The organism is Streptomyces sp. NPDC018026 (assembly GCF_044327745.1).
GTDB lineage: Bacteria > Actinomycetota > Actinomycetes > Streptomycetales > Streptomycetaceae > Streptomyces > Streptomyces rubrogriseus.
In genome coordinates this window covers 41,550-56,948 of sequence record NZ_JBIRFY010000003.1, presented here as the reverse complement: position 1 = coordinate 56,948, position 15,399 = coordinate 41,550, and the positions used below count along the sequence as shown (strand labels likewise).

Sequence of the window (15,399 nt, the reverse complement as noted above, 5' to 3'; positions counted from 1 at the left end):
AAGACGATGACGGCGGACGACGTCGTCGGCCGGCTGCGCAGCGGCATGACGATCGGCATCGGCGGCTGGGGCTCGCGCCGCAAGCCGATGGCCCTGGTACGGGCGCTGCTGCGCTCGGACGTCACCGATCTGACCGTGGTGTCGTACGGCGGTCCCGACGTCGGCATGCTGGCGGCCGCCGGGAGGATCCGCAAGCTGGTCGCGGCCTTCGGCACCCTGGACTCGATACCCCTGGAGCCGCACTTCACCGCCGCCCGGCAGCGCGGGGCGTTCGAGATGGTGGAGCTGGACGAGGCGATGCTCATGTGGGGCCTGACCGCCGGGGCGCAGCGGCTGCCGTTCATCCCGGTACGGGCCGGGCTCGGATCGGACGTGATGAAGGTCAACCCCTCACTGCGCACGGTCCGTTCGCCCTACGACGACGGTGAGGAGCTGGTGGCGGCACCGGCCCTGCGTCTGGACGCGGCGCTGGTCCACCTCAACCGGGCCGACGCGCAGGGCAACGGCCAGTACCTGGGCCCGGACCCGTACTTCGACGACCTGTTCTGCGAGGCCGCCGACCACGCGTACGTCTCCTGCGAGCGGATCGTGGACACGGCGGACCTGCTGAAGGAACACGGCCCGCAGACCCTGCTGGTGAAACGTCTGTTCGTGGACGGTGTGGTGGAGACGCCGAACGGCGCGCACTTCACCTCCTGCGTCCCCGACCACGACCGTGACGAGGACTTCCAGCGCGCCTACGTCCAGGCCGCCCGCGACCCCGAGGCGTGGCAGGCGTTCGAGGCGCGGTTCCTGTCCGGGGACGAAGCCGCCTACCAGGCCGCCGTCGCGGCGTTCCACCAGGGCCGGCAGGGCCAGCAGGGCCAGCAGGAGGAGGAAGCATGAGCGTCACCGAGACCGGCCTGCCGGCCGCGACCCGCGCCGAGTACTGCGTGGTGGCCTGCGCCGAGGCCTGGCGCGGCGACGGGGAGGTGCTCGCCAGCCCGATGGGCACCGTCCCGGCCATCGGGGCGCGGCTGGCGAAGCTCACCTTCGCGCCGGACCTGCTGCTGACCGACGGGGAGGCGCTGCTCATGGCGGACGTCCCGGCGGTCGGCGAGCGGCCGGGGGCCGTGGAGGGCTGGCTGCCGTTCCGCCAGCACCTGGCGCTGACGGCCACCGGCCGACGGCACGTGATGATGGGTGCGAGCCAGCTCGACCGCCACGGCAACCAGAACATCTCCTGCATCGGCGACTGGGCCCGCCCCACCCGGCAGTTGCTCGGCGTGCGCGGGGCACCGGTCAACACGCTCAACAACCCGACGAGTTACTGGGTGCCGAAGCACTCGGCGCGGGTGTTCGTCGAGCGCGTCGACATGGTCAGCGGCGTCGGGTACGACCGGGCCGCCGCGGCCGGTAACGCCGCGACCCGCTACCACCGCATCCCCGAGGTCGTCACCAACCTCGGCGTCTTCGACTTCGAGACCCCCGACCGCACGATGCGGCTGCGCTCCCTGCACCCCGGGGTCACCGTCGAGCAGGTCACCGGGGCCACCGGCTTCGCCCTGACGGTCCCCGCCGAGGTGCCCTTCACCCGGGAGCCGACCGAGGCGGAGCTGCGGCTGATCCGCGAGGTCGTCGACCCGAAGGGGCTGCGGGAGCGGGAGGTCCCGGCGTGAGCGCGGCGGGCGACAAGTCGTTCGCGACGCCGCTCACCGAGCTGACCGGGGTGCGCTACCCGATCGTGCAGACCGGGATGGGCTGGGTGGCCGGTCCCCGGCTGGTGTCCGCCTCCGCCGAGGCGGGGGCGCTCGGCATCCTCGCCTCCGCGACGATGTCCGTGGAGCAGCTGCGGGCGGCGGTGCGGGAGGTCAAGTCCCGTACGGATGCGCCGTTCGGCGTCAATCTGCGGGCGGACGCCGGGGACGCGGCGGACCGGGTGCGGGTCATCGTCGACGAGGGGGTGCGGGTGGCGTCCTTCGCGCTCGCCCCGTCCAAGGAGCTGATCGCGCGGCTCAAGGACGCCGGTGTCGTCGTCATCCCCTCGGTCGGCGCCCGGCGGCACGCGGAGAAGGTCGCCGCGTGGGGCGCGGACGCGGTGATGGTGCAGGGCGGCGAGGGCGGCGGGCACACCGGGAACGTGGCCACGTCGGTGCTGCTCCCCCAGGTCGTGGACGCCGTGGGCATCCCGGTGATCGCGGCGGGCGGCTTCCGCGACGGGCGCGGTCTGGTGGCCGCGCTCGCCTACGGGGCGGCCGGCATCGGCATGGGCACCCGCTTCCTGCTCACCTCCGACAGCACCGTCCCGGCGGAGGTCAAGGCGAAGTACCTGGCCGCCACGGTCAAGGACGTCACGGTCACGACGAAGGTCGACGGCATGCCGCACCGCATGCTGCGCACCGCGATGGTCGACTCGCTGGAGCGGACCGGCCGCCTGACGTCGAGCCTGCGTGCGCTGCGGCACGCCGCGGCGTTCCGGAAGGAGACGGGCGCGAGCTGGCCGAGGCTGGTGCGGGACGGACTGGCGATGAAGCACGGCAAGGAACTGACCTGGGGCCAGGTGCTGCTGGCCGCCAACACCCCGATGCTGCTCAAGGCCTCGATGGTCGAGGGGCGCACGGACATCGGGGTGATGGCCTCGGGTCAGGTGGCGGGCCTGATCGACGACCTGCCGTCCTGCACGGAACTGGTCGAGCGCATCATGGACGAGGCGCAAGCCACGCTGAAGTCGCTTCCTCAGTAGGCCACTTGGGCTCATGCGCAAAAGAGGAGGGGGCGGCCCGGAGATGATCCGGACCGCCCCCTCCCGCATGTGCCTCAGAGGCGTTCGATGATGGTGACGTTGGCGAGTCCGCCGCCCTCGCACATGGTCTGCAGGCCGTAGCGGCCGCCGGTGCGCTCCAGTTCGTGCAGCAGGGTCGTCATCAGCTTGGTGCCGGTGGCGCCGAGCGGGTGGCCGAGGGCGATGGCGCCGCCGTTGACGTTGACGCGGTCCGGGTCGGCGCCGGTCTCCTTGAGCCAGGCCAGGACTACGGGTGCGAAGGCCTCGTTGATCTCGACCAGGTCGATGTCGTCGATGGACATCCCGGCCTTCTTCAGGGCGTACGCCGTCGCCGGGATCGGCGCCGACAGCATGCGGATGGGGTCCTCGCCACGCACCGACAGGTGGTGGACGCGGGCGCGCGGGGTCAGTCCGTGTTCGGCGACGGCCCGTTCGGAGGCGATGAGCAGCGCGGAGGCGCCGTCGGAGACCTGGGAGGACACCCCGGCGGTCAGCCGGCCGCCATCGACGACCGGCTTCAGGGCCGCCATCTTCTCCAGCGAGGTGTCGCGGCGCGGGCCCTCGTCGCGGGTCACGTCGCCGTAGGCCACGGTCTCGCGGTCGAAGCGGCCCTCGTCGACGGCGTGGGCGGCCCGCTGGTGCGAGCGCAGCGCGAACCGTTCCATGTCCTCGCGGGAGATGTCCCAGTTCCGGGCGATGAGTTCGGCGCCGTGGAACTGGTTGACGGGCGCGTCGCCGTAGCGGGCGCGCCAGCCCTCGGAGCCCGCGTAGGGGCCGTCGGTGAGGCCGAGGGGTTCGGCGGCCTGGCGGCTGGCGAAGGCGATGGGGATCATCGACATGTTCTGGGTGCCGCCCGCGACGACCAGGTCCTGGGTGCCGGAGAGCACGCCCTGGGCGGCGAAGTGGACGGCCTGCTGGGAGGAGCCGCACTGCCGGTCGACGGTGGTGCCGGGCACCTCCTCGGGCAGGCCGGCGGCGAGCCACGCGGTGCGGGCGATGTTCCCGGCCTGCGGTCCCACGGTGTCCAGGCAGCCGAGGACGACGTCGTCGACGGCGGCCGGGTCGATGCCCGTGCGCTCGACCAGCGCCTTGAGGACGTGCGCCCCGAGGTCGGCGGGGTGGACGGCGGACAGTCCGCCCCGGCGCCGGCCGACCGGGGTGCGGACCGCTTCGACGATGTAGGCCTCGGCCATGACAGTGCTCCTTGGTGGTGGATCGGGGGTGGGCCGGGGGCGTCAGCCGCGCGGGGTGATGCCCTCCAGGACCATGGACAGGTACTGCCGGGCGATCTCCTCCGGGCTGTGGGTGCCGCCGGGGCGGTACCAGGAGGCGGCCACCCAGACGGTGTCGCGCACGAACCGGTAGACGAGCCGCACGTCGAGGTCGCCGCGGAAGACCTGCTCGGCGACGCCGCGTTCCAGGGTGCGCAGCCAGGCGTTCTCGAACTTCACCTGGGAGTCGGCGAGGTAGCCGAAGCGCGGCTGGGCGGAGAGGTGCCGGGACTCCTTCTGGTAGATGGCGACCGCGGGACCGTGCCGGTCGATCTGCCGGAAGGACTCGGTGACGAGGGCCTCGATGGTCTCCCGCGGCCCGAGTCCGGCGGCGAGCACGGTGTCGTAGCCGGCCCACAGCTCGTCCAGGAAGGCGGTGAGGATCTCGTCGAGCATCGACTCCTTGGAGTCGAAGTGGTAGTAGAGGCTGCCCGCGAGCATCCCGGCGGCGTCGGCGATACGGCGGACGGTGGTGGCGTTATAGCCCTGGTCGGCGAAGACCTGGGCGGCGGTGGCAAGGATCTCGGCGCGGCGCTCGGCGGCGGAGGACGAGGGGGTGGACGACGAGGACGTGGACGACGAGGTGGACGACGACGAGGCTGAGGAGTTGCTCTTCATCCGCTCATGCTCTCTGACTGCTGACGGAAACCGTCTCACCGGTCATGTACGACGCGTAGCCGCTGGCCAGGAAGACGATGACGTTGGCGATCTCCCACGGCTCGGCGTACCGGCCGAATGCCTCGCGTTCGGTGAGCGTGGCAAGGAGTTCGGGGGTGGTGACCTTCACCAGGTGGGGGTGCATGGCGAGGCTCGGGGCGACGGCGTTGACCCGGACGCCGAAGTCGGCGGCCTCCAGGGCGGCGCACCGGGTGAGTGCCATCACCCCGGCCTTGGCGGCGGCGTAGTGGGCCTGGCCGCGCTGGGCGCGCCAGCCGATGACGGAGGCGTTGTTCACGACGACACCTCCCTCGCCGTCCTGCTCCTTGAACCGGCGCAGGGCGGCCCGAGTGCAGCGGAAAGTGCCGTTGAGAGTGACGTCCAAGACCTTGGCCCACTGGTCGTCGGTCATGTCTACGAGGTCGGCGGTGCCGCCGAGTCCGGCGTTGTTGACGACGACGTCGAGACCGCCGTGGCGTTCGGCGGCGAGCGCGAACAGGGCGTCGACCTGCCGTTGGTCGGTGACGTCGCAGCGCAACGAGGCCACGCGGTCGGCGCCGAACTCCTCGGCGAGGGCGTCGGTACTCTCTCGCAGACGCCGTTCGTGGGCGTCGCCGATGACGACGCGGGCGCCCTCCTCCAGGAACCGGCGGGCGGTGGCGCCGCCGATCCCGGCACCGGCGGCGGCGGTGATGACGGCGGTGCGCCCGGCCAGGAGCGAGTGCCCCGGCACATACGGTGGGGGCTTCGGGGTCACGGGCGGGCCTCCTTGGGCAGGCCGAGGACGCGCTCGGCGATGATGTTGCGCTGGATCTCGTTGGACCCGGCGTAGATGGTGTCGGAGCGGGAGAAGAGGAACAGCCGCTGCCAGTCGTCGAGGTCGTAGGGCTCACCGGCGGCGAGCATGCCGCCCGCGCCGCACACGTCCATGGCGAGTTCGCCCAGTTCGCGGTGCCAGGTGGCCCAGAAGATCTTGCCGATGGACGCCTCGGGGCCGGGTGCGCCGGACGCGACGCCGTCGAGCATGCGCAGGGCGTTGCAGCGGATGGTCTCCAGGCCCGTCCAGGCGCGGGCGAGCCGGTCGCGGATCAGCGGGTCGTCCGCGGCGCCGTTGCGTTTGGCCGTCTCTACGAGGGTCTCCAGTTCGCGCCGGAAGCCCACCTGCTGGCCCAGGGTGGAGACCCCGCGTTCGAAGCCGAGGGTGGCCATCGCCACGCGCCAGCCGTCGCCGGGGGCGCCGACGATGTGGTCGGCGCGGGTGCGGGCGCCGTCGAAGAACACCTCGTTGAACTCGGAGGTGCCGGTCAGCTGGGTGATGGGGCGGACCTCGACGCCGGGCTGGTCCAGCGGGACCAGGAGGTAGGACAGGCCGTGGTGGCGCCGCGACCCGGGTTCGGTGCGGGCGACGACGAAGCACCACTGGGACTCGTGGGCCAGTGACGTCCAGATCTTCTGCCCGGTGACCACCCAGTGGTCGCCGTCACGTACGGCGCGGGTGCGTACGCCTGCCAGGTCGGACCCGGCGTCGGGCTCGCTGTAGCCCTGGCACCACAGTTCCTCGGCGGCGACGATCGGCGGCAGGAACCTGGCCCGCTGCTCGGGGGTGCCGAAGGCGATCAGGGTGGGGCCGAGCAGCTGCTCGGCGATGTGGTTGACCCGGGCGGGCGCGTCGGCCAGGGCGTACTCCTCGTGGAAGGCGACCTGCTGTTCGAGGGTCGCGCCCCTGCCGCCGTACTCCTCGGGCCAGCCGACGCAGGTCCAGCCGGCGGCGGCCATGTGCCGTTCCCACTCCAGCCGTTCGGCGAAGACCTCGTGCTCACGCCCCGGGCCGCCGCGGCCCCGCAGGGCGGCGAAGGCACCGGTGAGGTGGGTGGCCAGCCAGCCACGGATCTCGGCGCGGAACTCCTCGACGCTGCTCATGCCGTTACGTTAATCTACCAAACACTTGTTAGGGAAGGAGGGCCGACGATGTCCGCTGCCCACGACGAGACCGGCGAACCCGTGCGCTACGAGAAGCAGGGTCCGGTCGCGACGGTCACCATGAACCGCCCCGAATACCGCAACGCCCAGAACTCCGCGATGACCTACGCCCTGGACCGGGCCTTCTACCGGGCCGCCGAGGACGACGAGGTGAAGACCGTCGTCCTCGCCGGAGCGGGCAAGCACTTCTCCGCGGGCCACGACATCGGCACCCCGGAGCGGGATGCCCATCTGCCGTTCGAGCGCCGCGCGGGACTGTGGTGGGACCACTCGGACAAGCAGGGCGCGGAGAGCCGCTTCGCCCGCGAGTCCGAGGTGTACCTGGGCATGTGCCGCCGCTGGCGCGAGCTGCCCAAGCCGGTCGTCGCCTCCGTGCAGGGCGCCTGCGTGGCGGGCGGGCTGATGCTCGCCTGGGTGTGCGACCTGATCGTGGCCTCCGAGGACGCGTTCTTCGCCGACCCGGTGGTGCGGATGGGCATTCCCGGCGTCGAGTACTTCGCCCACCCGTGGGTGATGCCGCCGCGCGTGGCCAAGGAGTTCCTGTTCACCGGGGACCGCATGAGCGCCCGCCGCGCGTACGAGGTCGGCATGGTCAACCGCGTCGTGCCCCGCGCACAACTGGCCGATGAGACACAGGCGTTGGCGCTGCGCATCGCCGAGATGCCCCGCCTGGGCCTCGCGCTGACCAAGCGGGCCGTGAACCAGGCCGAGGACCTCCAGGGACTGCACGCGGGCATGGACTCGGTGTTCGGCCTGCACCACCTGGCGCACGCGCACAACGCCGAGACCGCGCCGGACGCGCTCGGCGGCATGGACATCCGGGCGATGAAGAAGGCGGGCGGCTGATGGACCTCGACTTCAGCGAGGCGGACGACACCTTCCGCGCCGAGGCCCGCGACTGGCTGGCGGCCCATGTGCCGGCCGCTCCCCTGCCGTCCCTGGAGAGCGCCGAGGGCTTCGCCGCCCACCGGGAGTGGGAGGCCGAACTGGCCGCCGACCGCTGGTCGGTGGTGTCCTGGCCCGAGGAGTTCGGCGGGCGGAACGCCTCGATCCTGCGCTGGCTGGTCTTCGAGGAGGAGTACTTCGCGGCCGGCGCCCCCGGACGCGTCAGCCAGAACGGCATCAACCTGCTCGCCCCCACCCTCTTCGAGCACGGCACCCCCGAGCAGCGGGCGCGGATCCTGCCCGCGATGGCGAGCGGCGAGGTCATCTGGGCGCAGGCCTGGTCCGAGCCCGAGTCCGGCTCCGACCTGGCCTCGCTCAGGTCGACGGCCCGGCGCACCGACGGCGGTTGGCTGCTCAGCGGCCAGAAGACGTGGTCGTCGCGGGCCGCGTTCGCCGACCGGGCCTTCGGCCTGTTCCGCAGCGACCCGGAGGCAGGCCGGCCGCACCGCGGGCTGACCTATCTGATGTTCCCGCTCAACGCGGAGGGCGTCACCGTACGGCCCGTCGGACGGCTCGACGGCCGGCCGGCCTTCGCCGAGCTCTTCCTGGACGACGTGTTCGTGCCGGACGAGGACGTGATCGGGGAGCCCGGCCAGGGCTGGCGGGTGGCGATGAGCACCACCGGCAACGAGCGCGGCCTCACCCTGCGCAGCCCGGGCCGCTTCACCGCCGCCGCCGACCGGCTTACCGCGCTGTGGCGCGCGCACGGCGACCCGGCCGACACGGCGTTGCGCGACCGGGTCGCCGACGCGGTGATCGGCGCCCGCGCCTACCGGCTGTTCTCCTACGCGGGCGCCTCCCGCATCCTGCACGACGAGGGCGGCCCGGCCGGTGCCGCCTCCAGCCTCAACAAGGTCTTCTGGTCCGAGCTGGACATCGCCCTGCACGAGACGGCCCTGGACCTGCTTGGCCCGTACGGCGAACTCGCCGACCACGCACCCGAGTCGCCGGACCACGGCGCCTGGGCCGAGGGGTACACCTTCGCCCTGGCCGGGCCCATCTACGCGGGCACCAACGAGATCCAGCGCGACATCATCGCCGAGCGGCTGCTCGGCCTGCCGAAGGGACGCCGGTGATGCGGTTCCTCCTCGACGCCGAGCAGCGGGAGTTCGCCCGCTCCCTCGACGGACTCCTCGCCTCCTCGGACACCCCGGCGGCCGTACGGTCGTGGGCCGCCGGTGACCATGCCCCGGGGCGGGCGCTGTGGGCGCGGCTGGCCGAGGCCGGGGTGTTCGCGCTCGCGGTGCCGGAACGCCACGACGGGCTCGGCCCGCTGCCGCTCGACATCGCCGTCGCCTTCACCGAGCTGGGGCGGCACGCCGTACCGGGCCCGCTGGTCGAGACGGTCGCCGCGGCGGCCCTCCTCGACCGGCTCGACGACCCGGACCCGGCCGCCGCCCACCTCCCCGGCATCGCCTCGGGCAAGACCGTCGCCACCCTCTGCGTGACCGCCCTCGGCCCGTACGCCCTCGACGCCGACGCGGCCGACACGGTGCTGGTCGTGGACGGCGACGTACTGCGCGCGGGCCCCGCGCCGGGCCCCGTACAGCCGTCGGCCGACCCGGCGCGCCGCCTGTCGCGGCCGTCTTCCGGCGGGACGGTGCTGGCCCGGGGCCCCGCGGTCGCCTCGGCCGCCGCGCACGCGGCCGACGTCGCCGCGCTGGCCACCGCGGCCCAGTCCCTGGGGCTCGGCCGCGCGCTGCTCGCCCGGACCGTCGAGTACGTCGAGCAGCGCACCCAGTTCGGTGTGCCCGTCGGCTCCTTCCAGGCCGTCAAGCACCGGCTCGCGGACACGCTGATCGCCCTGGAGTTCGCCGAGCCGCTGGTGCACGGCGCGGCGCTCGCGCTCGCCGCCGGGTCCCCGGAGGCCCGCTGGGACGTCGCAGCCGCCAAGGTCACGGCGGGCGAGGCCGCCCACCGGGCCGCGCGCACCGCGCTGCAACTGCACGGGGCGGTCGGCTACACCGACGAGTTGGACCTGTCCCTGTGGATCCGCAAGGCCCGTCCGCTGCGCGACGCCTGGGGCACCCCGGCCGCCTGCCGGGCCCGCGTCCTGGCCGCCTGACCGCGCGGCACCACCGCGTCACACACACGAGGGGAGCAGCCCGATGAGGCTGACGGAGGAGCAGGAAGAACTGCGGTCGGCCGTACGGTCGTTGCTGACCCGGCACGAAGGGGCGGCGGCCTGGCGGCCGTTGGCCGAGCAGGTCGGCGTCGCCGCACTCGCCGTACCGGAGGAGTACGGGGGCGCGGGCGGCGGAGCCCGGGACGTGCACGTGGTGATGGAGGAGCTGGGCCGGTGCCTGAGTCCGCTGCCGGTGCTCGGCTCGGCGGTGCTCACGGCGGGGGCGCTGCTCGCCTCCGGTGACAAGGAGGCCTGCGGGCGCCTGCTGCCGACGCTGGCCGAGGGCCGGTCGGTGGGCGCGCTGGCCTGGGCCGAACAGGGCTCCTGGGACCCGGCGGCGGTACGCACCCGCGCCGTACCGGGACCCGGCGGCGGCGCCTGGTTCCTCAGCGGCGTCAAGGAGCACGTACTGGACTGGCCGGACGTCGACGTGCTGGTCGTCGCGGCCCGTACGGCGGCCGGAGTCTCCCTGTTCGAGGTGGCGGCGGACGCGCCCGGCGCGCGCCGCGCACCCGTCGTCACGATGGACGGCACCCGGAGTCAGGCCCGGTGGGTCCTGGACGGCGCCGAGGGGCGCCCGGTCGGGGTCGCGGGCGACGGGGAGCGGGTCCTGGCGCACGTACGGGACCTGGCCTGCGCGGCGCTCGCCGCCGAGCAGGTGGGCGCCGCCGAGCGCTGTCTCGAACTCACCGTCGCCCACGCCCGCGACCGGGTTCAGTTCGGGCGGGCCATCGGCTCGTTCCAGGCGGTCAAGCACCGGCTGGCGGACGCCTACGTGCTGGTGGAGTCGGCGCGTTCGGCCGCCCTCGGCGCGGCCTTCGCCGCCGACGAGGACCCCGGCGCGCTGCCCCGGGCCGCCGCCGTCGCCAAGTCGGTGTGCTCCGAGGCGTTCTCGGCGGTGGCCGGGGAGACGATCCAGCTGCACGGCGGGATCGGCATCACCTGGGAGCACGACGCGCACCGCTACTTCAAGCGGGCGCACGGAGCGGGCGAGCTGTTCGGCCCGCCCGCCTCGCACCGGGCACGGCTCGCCGCCGGGCTCGGACTCACCTCGCACACCTCGTACACCTCGTACTGAACAGCAGCCCCAGCCGACCGGAGAAAGCCAGTGGACATCGACACCGACACGGACAGCAACGACTCGTTGGACTTCACCGGGCGCGTGGTGCTCGTCACCGGCGGCACCAAGGGCATCGGTGCGGCCATCGCGGAGGCGTTCCTCGGGGCCGGGGCCGACGTGGTGGTCTGCGGCCGCAACGCTCCGGGCTCCCTGCCGGGGGCACGGGGCAGGGAGGCGGTCTTCGTCGCCGCCGACGTGCGCGATCCGGCGGCGGCGGCGCAGCTCGTCGACCGTACGGTGGAGCGCTTCGGCCGGCTCGACGTGCTCGTCAACAACGCGGGCGGCTCGCCGGACGCCGACGCGGCGACCGTCTCGCCGCGCTTCGTGGAGAAGATCGTCGCGCTCAACCTGCTCGCGCCGTTCTACGTCGCGCAGGCGGCCCACCGCGCTATGCAGGCCGGGCCGGGCGGCGGCGCGGTCGTCAACATCGGCAGCGTCTCCGCGCACGATCCGCAGCCGGGCACCGCCGCGTACACGGCCGCCAAGGCGGGGCTGCTGGCCCTCACGAAGGCGCTGGCCCTGGAGTGGGCGCCCGAGGTGCGGGTCAACCACATCACCACCGGCCTGATCCGCACCGAGAGCGCGGCGTCCGTCTACGGCGCGGACGGCGGCGCCTCGGTCGCCGGGGTGATCCCGATGGAGCGGATGGCCGTGCCCGGGGACGTCGCGCGGGCCTGCCTGTTCCTGGCGAGCGACCTGTCGGCGTACGTCAACGGGGCGGACCTCGCGGTGCACGGCGGCGGGGAGTTCCCGGCCCGGTTCCTCGCCGCGAGGGCCGCGGGCCAGGAGGCGTGACGGACGTGCCGGAGCCCGGGAGAGAGCGTGCCGCCTCTCCCGGGCCCGGGTCCGTCACGGCAGGTCGGGGGCCCAGGCCACGCCGTTGATGTGCGAACCGCCGTCGACGAAGAGGGTGTTGCCGGTGACGTACCGGGCGTCCTCGCTCGCGAGGAACAGCGCGGCCGGGGCGATGTCCTCGTCCGGGTCGCCCATCCGCCCCATCGGGTTCATGGCCCCGACCTGCCGCTCCAGCTCGGGGTTGGCGCTCATCCGCCGCCGGAAGGCCGCGCTCTTCGCGCCGGGGCAGATCGCGTTGACGACGACCCCGGTGGGGGCCCACTCCCGGGCGGCGGTGCGGGTGAGGGTGCGCAGGGCCTCCTTGGCGGCGTTGTACTCCAGGGTGCCCATGTGGGCGTTCACGCCGTTGAGGCTGCACATGTTGACGACCCGGCCCCAGCCGCGCTCCCGCATGTGCGGGAACGCCGCCCGCATCGCCCAGAACGGGCCGTAGAAGCCGATACCCATCCCCCGGGCCAGCATCTCGTCGGTCTTGTCCTCCACCCGGCCGAGGCCGCCGACCGCCCAGGCGTTGTTGACCAGGATGTCGACGCCGCCGAACTCCCATACCGCGGTGTCGACCATGGCCAGCACCTGTGCCTTGTCGCCGACGTCGGTGCGCAGGAAGCGGCCGCCGATCGCGTCGGCCACGGCCCGGCCGGTCTCCTCGTTCACCTCCGCGACCAGCACCCTGGCCCCCTCGGCGGCGAACCGCCGGGCCACCGCGGCGCCGATGCCGTCCCCGGCGCCGGTGACGATCGCGACGCGTCCTTCGAGCCGCATGATGTGCTCCTCCTCAGACCAGGTTGTCCTCCACCGTGAGGCCGAACGCCCCGCGGCCGTACATGGCGAGCGCGCGTTCCACGTCGTTGGCGACGTGCACGCTGCCCGCGTGGGCGTCGCGCCAGGCGCGTTCCACGGGGTTGCCGCGGCGCAGCGCGTTGCCGCCGGCGGTCTTGAAGAGCAGGTCGATCGCGGCGACGGCCCGTTCGGTGCCCCGGACCTGGTCGCGGCGGGTGCGCAGCCGCAGCTCCATGGGTATCTCCCGGCCTGCGGCGGCGAGTTCGGACAGCTCGCGCAGGTTGCGGTCCATCTGGAGGACGGTCGCGTCGATGTCGGAGGCGGCGCGCGCGATGGCGACCTGGGCGAAGGGGTCCTCGGTGAACCGGCCCCCGCCCAGGCTGAGCCGCACCCGCTCCTTCATCAGCGACACGTACGACTCGTAGCCGCCGGACACCGCGCCGATCACCGGTGCCGTGATGGCGCTGGTGAAGATGGCGCCGAACGGCAGCCGGTACAGCGGCCCCTTGTTGACCTGCTGACCGGGCACCTTCAGCCGGGCCTGCTCGTAGTTGCGCAGCACCCGGTGGCCGGGCACATACGCCGTCTCGACGACGATGTCGTTGCTGGCGGTGCCGCGCAGTCCGACCACGTCCCAGGCGTCCTCGATGGTGTAGTCGGAGCGGGGCACCAGGACCGTGAGGAAGTCCACCGGCCGTCCCTCGGCGCCGACGACGAGGGCGCCGAGCAGGGCCCAGGTGGCGTGCTCGCAGCCGGAGGAGAAGCTCCAGCGGCCGGTGAGCCGGTAGCCGCCGTCGACGGGGGTGAGCCGGCCCACCGGCGCGTACGACGAGGAGATGCGGGTGTCGGGGTCCTCGCCCCAGACGTCGTCCTGGGCCCGGCGCGGGAACAGGCCGAGCTGCCAGGGGTGCACGCCCAGCACCGAGGCGACCCAGCCGGTGGAGCAGCAGACGGCGGAGATCGCCCGGACCACCTGGTAGAAGTCGACCGGGTCGCTCTCCAGGCCGCCGTAGCGGGCGGGTTGAAGCATCCGGAAGACGCCGGCCTCGGTCAGTTCGCGGACCGTGGACTCCGGTATGCGCCGTGCTTCGTCGGCGGCGACGGCCCGCTTGCCGATGCCGGGCAGCAGGGCGCGCACCGACTCCAGAACCTGATTGCCCATCGTGCGTCCTCCCGGCCCTCAGGGGCCCGTGTCGGTGCGGTGCGCGGTGGCGCCGCGGGTGTCAGTCGGTGCGCAGCGCGGCCTTGTCGACCTTGCCGGCGGCGTTGCGCGGCAGCGCCCCCAGGACGACGACCTCGCGGGGGACCTTGAAGTTGGCGAGCCGCTCGCGGCACCAGTCGAGCAGGGCGCCCGGGTCGCTCCCGGCGCCGGGGCGGGCCGTCACGTAGGCCCGGCCGACCTCTCCGAGACGGGTGTCGGGGACGCCGATCACGGCGGCCTCCGCGACGGCGTCGTGCCCGGTGAGGACCTGCTCGATCTCGGCCGGGTAGACGTTGAACCCGCCGACCACGAACATGTCCTTGGAGCGGCCGGTGAGCACCAGGTTGCCGCGCGGGTCGAAGTGGCCGACGTCGCCGGTGGTCAGCCAGCCGTCGTCGTCGACGGCCGCCGCGCTCGCCGCCGGGTCGTCCAGGTAGCCGAGCATCACGTTGTAGCCGCGGACCAGGATCTCGCCGTCCCGTCCTGCGGGCAGCGGGCGCCGGTCGCCGTCGGCGATGCGCACCTCGACGCCGTCGATGGGGCGGCCCGCGGTCAGCGCCACGGTCTCCGCGTCGTCGTCGGCGGAGCAGACGCTGACCGTGCCGCAGGACTCGGTGAGCCCGTAGGCGGTGAGCACCTCGGGGAACAGTTCGGCCCGCATGCGCCGGACCAGGGCGACCGGCACCACGGCGGCGCCGGTCACCGCGAGGCGCAGCGAGGACAGGTCGAACAGGGACCGGTCGGGGGCGTCGAGCAGTTCGGTGTAGATGGTGGGCGGGCCGGGCAGGACGCTGATCCGTTCGGTCTCGACGGCGCGCAGGGCCCGGTTCACGTCGAAGACCGGTTGCAGCACCATCGTGGTGCCCCGCAGGAGACAGGCCAGTACGCCCGCCTTGTAGCCGAAGCAGTGGAAGAGCGGGTTGAGGATCAGGTAGCGGTCGTCGCCGGTGACTCCGGTGCGCGCGCTCCAGGCCCGGTAGGTGGTGAGGTTCTGGCGGTGCGTGGTCAGCGCGCCCTTGGGCCGGCCGGTGGTGCCCGAGGTGAAGAGCAGGTCGGACGGGTCGTCGGGGCGTACGGAGGCGGTGCGGACGGTGACCTCGTCGTCGGGCAGGTGGGCCCCGTAGGCGAGGAAGGCCCCCCAGGGCAGGGTGCCGGGGCGGTCCTTGGGGCGGTCCGCTCCGTCACGTGCGCCGTCCTCGTCGCCGTCCTCGCCGCCGTCGAGTGTCACCACGGCTGCCAGGCCCGGCAGGGACGGTACTGGGCGCGTCTCGTCGCGTACCTCCGCGCCGTCGCCCAGCATGGCCAGGTAGTCCTTGCCGAGGAAACCGTTCTCGACGAACAGCACTCTGGCCGCCCCGCGTTCGAGGAGCCAGCGGGCCTCGCCGCCCTTGTAGCGGGTGTTGACGGGGACGAGTACCGCACCGGCCGAGGTGACGGCGAGCGCGGCCACCACCCAGCGGTGACTGTTGGGCGCCCAGACGGCGATCCGGTCGCCGGGCCGGGTGCCGAGGGCGATCAGCGACCTGACGGCGGCCCGCACCTGGTCGCGCAGTTCCCTCCAGGTCAGCCGTACGTCGTCGTCCACCAGAGCCTCCCGGTCGGGGGCGCGGGCGGCGGCGAGGTCCAGGGCGCCGGGGATCGTGAGTGGGGGCTCGGGCTCGCTCATCTGCTCTCCGGGAGGGGACGGCGTACGCGGACGGTGGG

The 15,399-nt window shown here is 73.5% G+C and carries 15 protein-coding genes; 8 read left to right on the top strand and 7 right to left on the bottom strand.

What is annotated here, in order from left to right:
- Positions 1-6: 6 nt before the first annotated feature.
- From ACH4D3_RS10355 to ACH4D3_RS10345, 3 genes are read left to right on the top strand one after another with little or no spacing between them, the layout of a single operon-like run.
- Entirely contained in the window at positions 7-885 is an 879-nt protein-coding gene (locus ACH4D3_RS10355) for a CoA transferase subunit A (protein ID WP_398321064.1), read from the top strand.
- The gene (locus ACH4D3_RS10350) at positions 882-1,658 is read left to right on the top strand and encodes a CoA-transferase subunit beta (protein ID WP_398319124.1); all 777 of its coding nucleotides are present in this window, start codon (positions 882-884) and stop codon (positions 1,656-1,658) included. Before ACH4D3_RS10355 ends, ACH4D3_RS10350 begins: the two co-directional genes overlap by 4 nt.
- The gene (locus ACH4D3_RS10345) at positions 1,655-2,722 is read left to right on the top strand and encodes an NAD(P)H-dependent flavin oxidoreductase (protein WP_398319121.1); all 1,068 of its coding nucleotides are present in this window, start codon (positions 1,655-1,657) and stop codon (positions 2,720-2,722) included. Before ACH4D3_RS10350 ends, ACH4D3_RS10345 begins: the two co-directional genes overlap by 4 nt.
- A gap of 74 nt (positions 2,723-2,796) precedes the next feature.
- On the opposite strand, the gene ACH4D3_RS10340 is transcribed toward ACH4D3_RS10345, so the two are convergent.
- Genes ACH4D3_RS10340 through ACH4D3_RS10325 form a run of 4 tightly spaced genes read right to left on the bottom strand, consistent with a single transcriptional unit; the run spans position 2,797 to position 6,609 of the window.
- A complete protein-coding gene (locus tag ACH4D3_RS10340; protein ID WP_398319118.1) occupies positions 2,797-3,954 on the bottom strand; it encodes an acetyl-CoA C-acetyltransferase in 1,158 nt (385 codons plus the stop codon).
- A gap of 42 nt (positions 3,955-3,996) precedes the next feature.
- Positions 3,997-4,650, bottom strand: a complete 654-nt coding sequence (locus ACH4D3_RS10335; RefSeq protein WP_398319115.1) for a TetR/AcrR family transcriptional regulator — start codon at positions 4,648-4,650, stop codon at positions 3,997-3,999.
- A gap of 4 nt (positions 4,651-4,654) precedes the next feature.
- On the bottom strand, positions 4,655-5,446 hold the full coding sequence (locus ACH4D3_RS10330; protein ID WP_398319112.1) for an SDR family oxidoreductase: 792 nt from the start codon (positions 5,444-5,446) through the stop codon (positions 4,655-4,657).
- Complete coding sequence (locus tag ACH4D3_RS10325) at positions 5,443-6,609, bottom strand: acyl-CoA dehydrogenase family protein (protein WP_398319109.1); 1,167 nt, start codon at positions 6,607-6,609, stop codon at positions 5,443-5,445. The genes ACH4D3_RS10330 and ACH4D3_RS10325 overlap by 4 nt, the downstream gene beginning before the upstream one ends.
- Before the next feature lie 48 nt (positions 6,610-6,657).
- Between ACH4D3_RS10325 and ACH4D3_RS10320 the strand changes: the two genes are divergently transcribed.
- The 5 genes from ACH4D3_RS10320 to ACH4D3_RS10300 are packed head-to-tail and all read left to right on the top strand — an operon-like array spanning position 6,658 to position 11,654.
- Positions 6,658-7,515 (top strand): enoyl-CoA hydratase, encoded by an 858-nt coding sequence (locus tag ACH4D3_RS10320; protein ID WP_398319106.1) that lies wholly within the window; start codon positions 6,658-6,660, stop codon positions 7,513-7,515.
- The gene (locus tag ACH4D3_RS10315; RefSeq protein WP_398319103.1) at positions 7,515-8,690 is read left to right on the top strand and encodes an acyl-CoA dehydrogenase family protein; all 1,176 of its coding nucleotides are present in this window, start codon (positions 7,515-7,517) and stop codon (positions 8,688-8,690) included. The genes ACH4D3_RS10320 and ACH4D3_RS10315 overlap by 1 nt, the downstream gene beginning before the upstream one ends.
- Positions 8,690-9,679 carry an acyl-CoA dehydrogenase family protein gene (locus ACH4D3_RS10310; protein ID WP_398319100.1) on the top strand — a complete coding sequence of 330 codons (990 nt, stop codon included), beginning with the start codon at positions 8,690-8,692 and terminating at the stop codon, positions 9,677-9,679. Before ACH4D3_RS10315 ends, ACH4D3_RS10310 begins: the two co-directional genes overlap by 1 nt.
- Before the next feature lie 43 nt (positions 9,680-9,722).
- Positions 9,723-10,817 carry an acyl-CoA dehydrogenase family protein gene (locus ACH4D3_RS10305; RefSeq protein WP_398319098.1) on the top strand — a complete coding sequence of 365 codons (1,095 nt, stop codon included), beginning with the start codon at positions 9,723-9,725 and terminating at the stop codon, positions 10,815-10,817.
- Between the two features lie 30 nt (positions 10,818-10,847).
- Positions 10,848-11,654: an SDR family oxidoreductase gene (locus ACH4D3_RS10300; protein WP_398319095.1), complete on the top strand. Its 807-nt coding sequence runs from the start codon at positions 10,848-10,850 to the stop codon at positions 11,652-11,654.
- 54 nt (positions 11,655-11,708) lie between these two features.
- On the opposite strand, the gene ACH4D3_RS10295 is transcribed toward ACH4D3_RS10300, so the two are convergent.
- The 3 genes from ACH4D3_RS10295 to ACH4D3_RS10285 all read right to left on the bottom strand — a co-directional run bounded on the left by ACH4D3_RS10295 (position 11,709) and on the right by ACH4D3_RS10285 (position 15,361).
- A complete protein-coding gene (locus ACH4D3_RS10295) occupies positions 11,709-12,476 on the bottom strand; it encodes an SDR family NAD(P)-dependent oxidoreductase (RefSeq protein WP_398319092.1) in 768 nt (255 codons plus the stop codon).
- A 13-nt stretch (positions 12,477-12,489) separates the two neighbouring features.
- Entirely contained in the window at positions 12,490-13,656 is a 1,167-nt protein-coding gene (gene hsaA, locus ACH4D3_RS10290; RefSeq protein ID WP_398319089.1) for a 3-hydroxy-9,10-secoandrosta-1,3,5(10)-triene-9,17-dione monooxygenase oxygenase subunit, read from the bottom strand.
- Between the two features lie 61 nt (positions 13,657-13,717).
- Positions 13,718-15,361: a FadD3 family acyl-CoA ligase gene (locus ACH4D3_RS10285; protein WP_398319086.1), complete on the bottom strand. Its 1,644-nt coding sequence runs from the start codon at positions 15,359-15,361 to the stop codon at positions 13,718-13,720.
- Positions 15,362-15,399 lie beyond the last annotated feature (38 nt).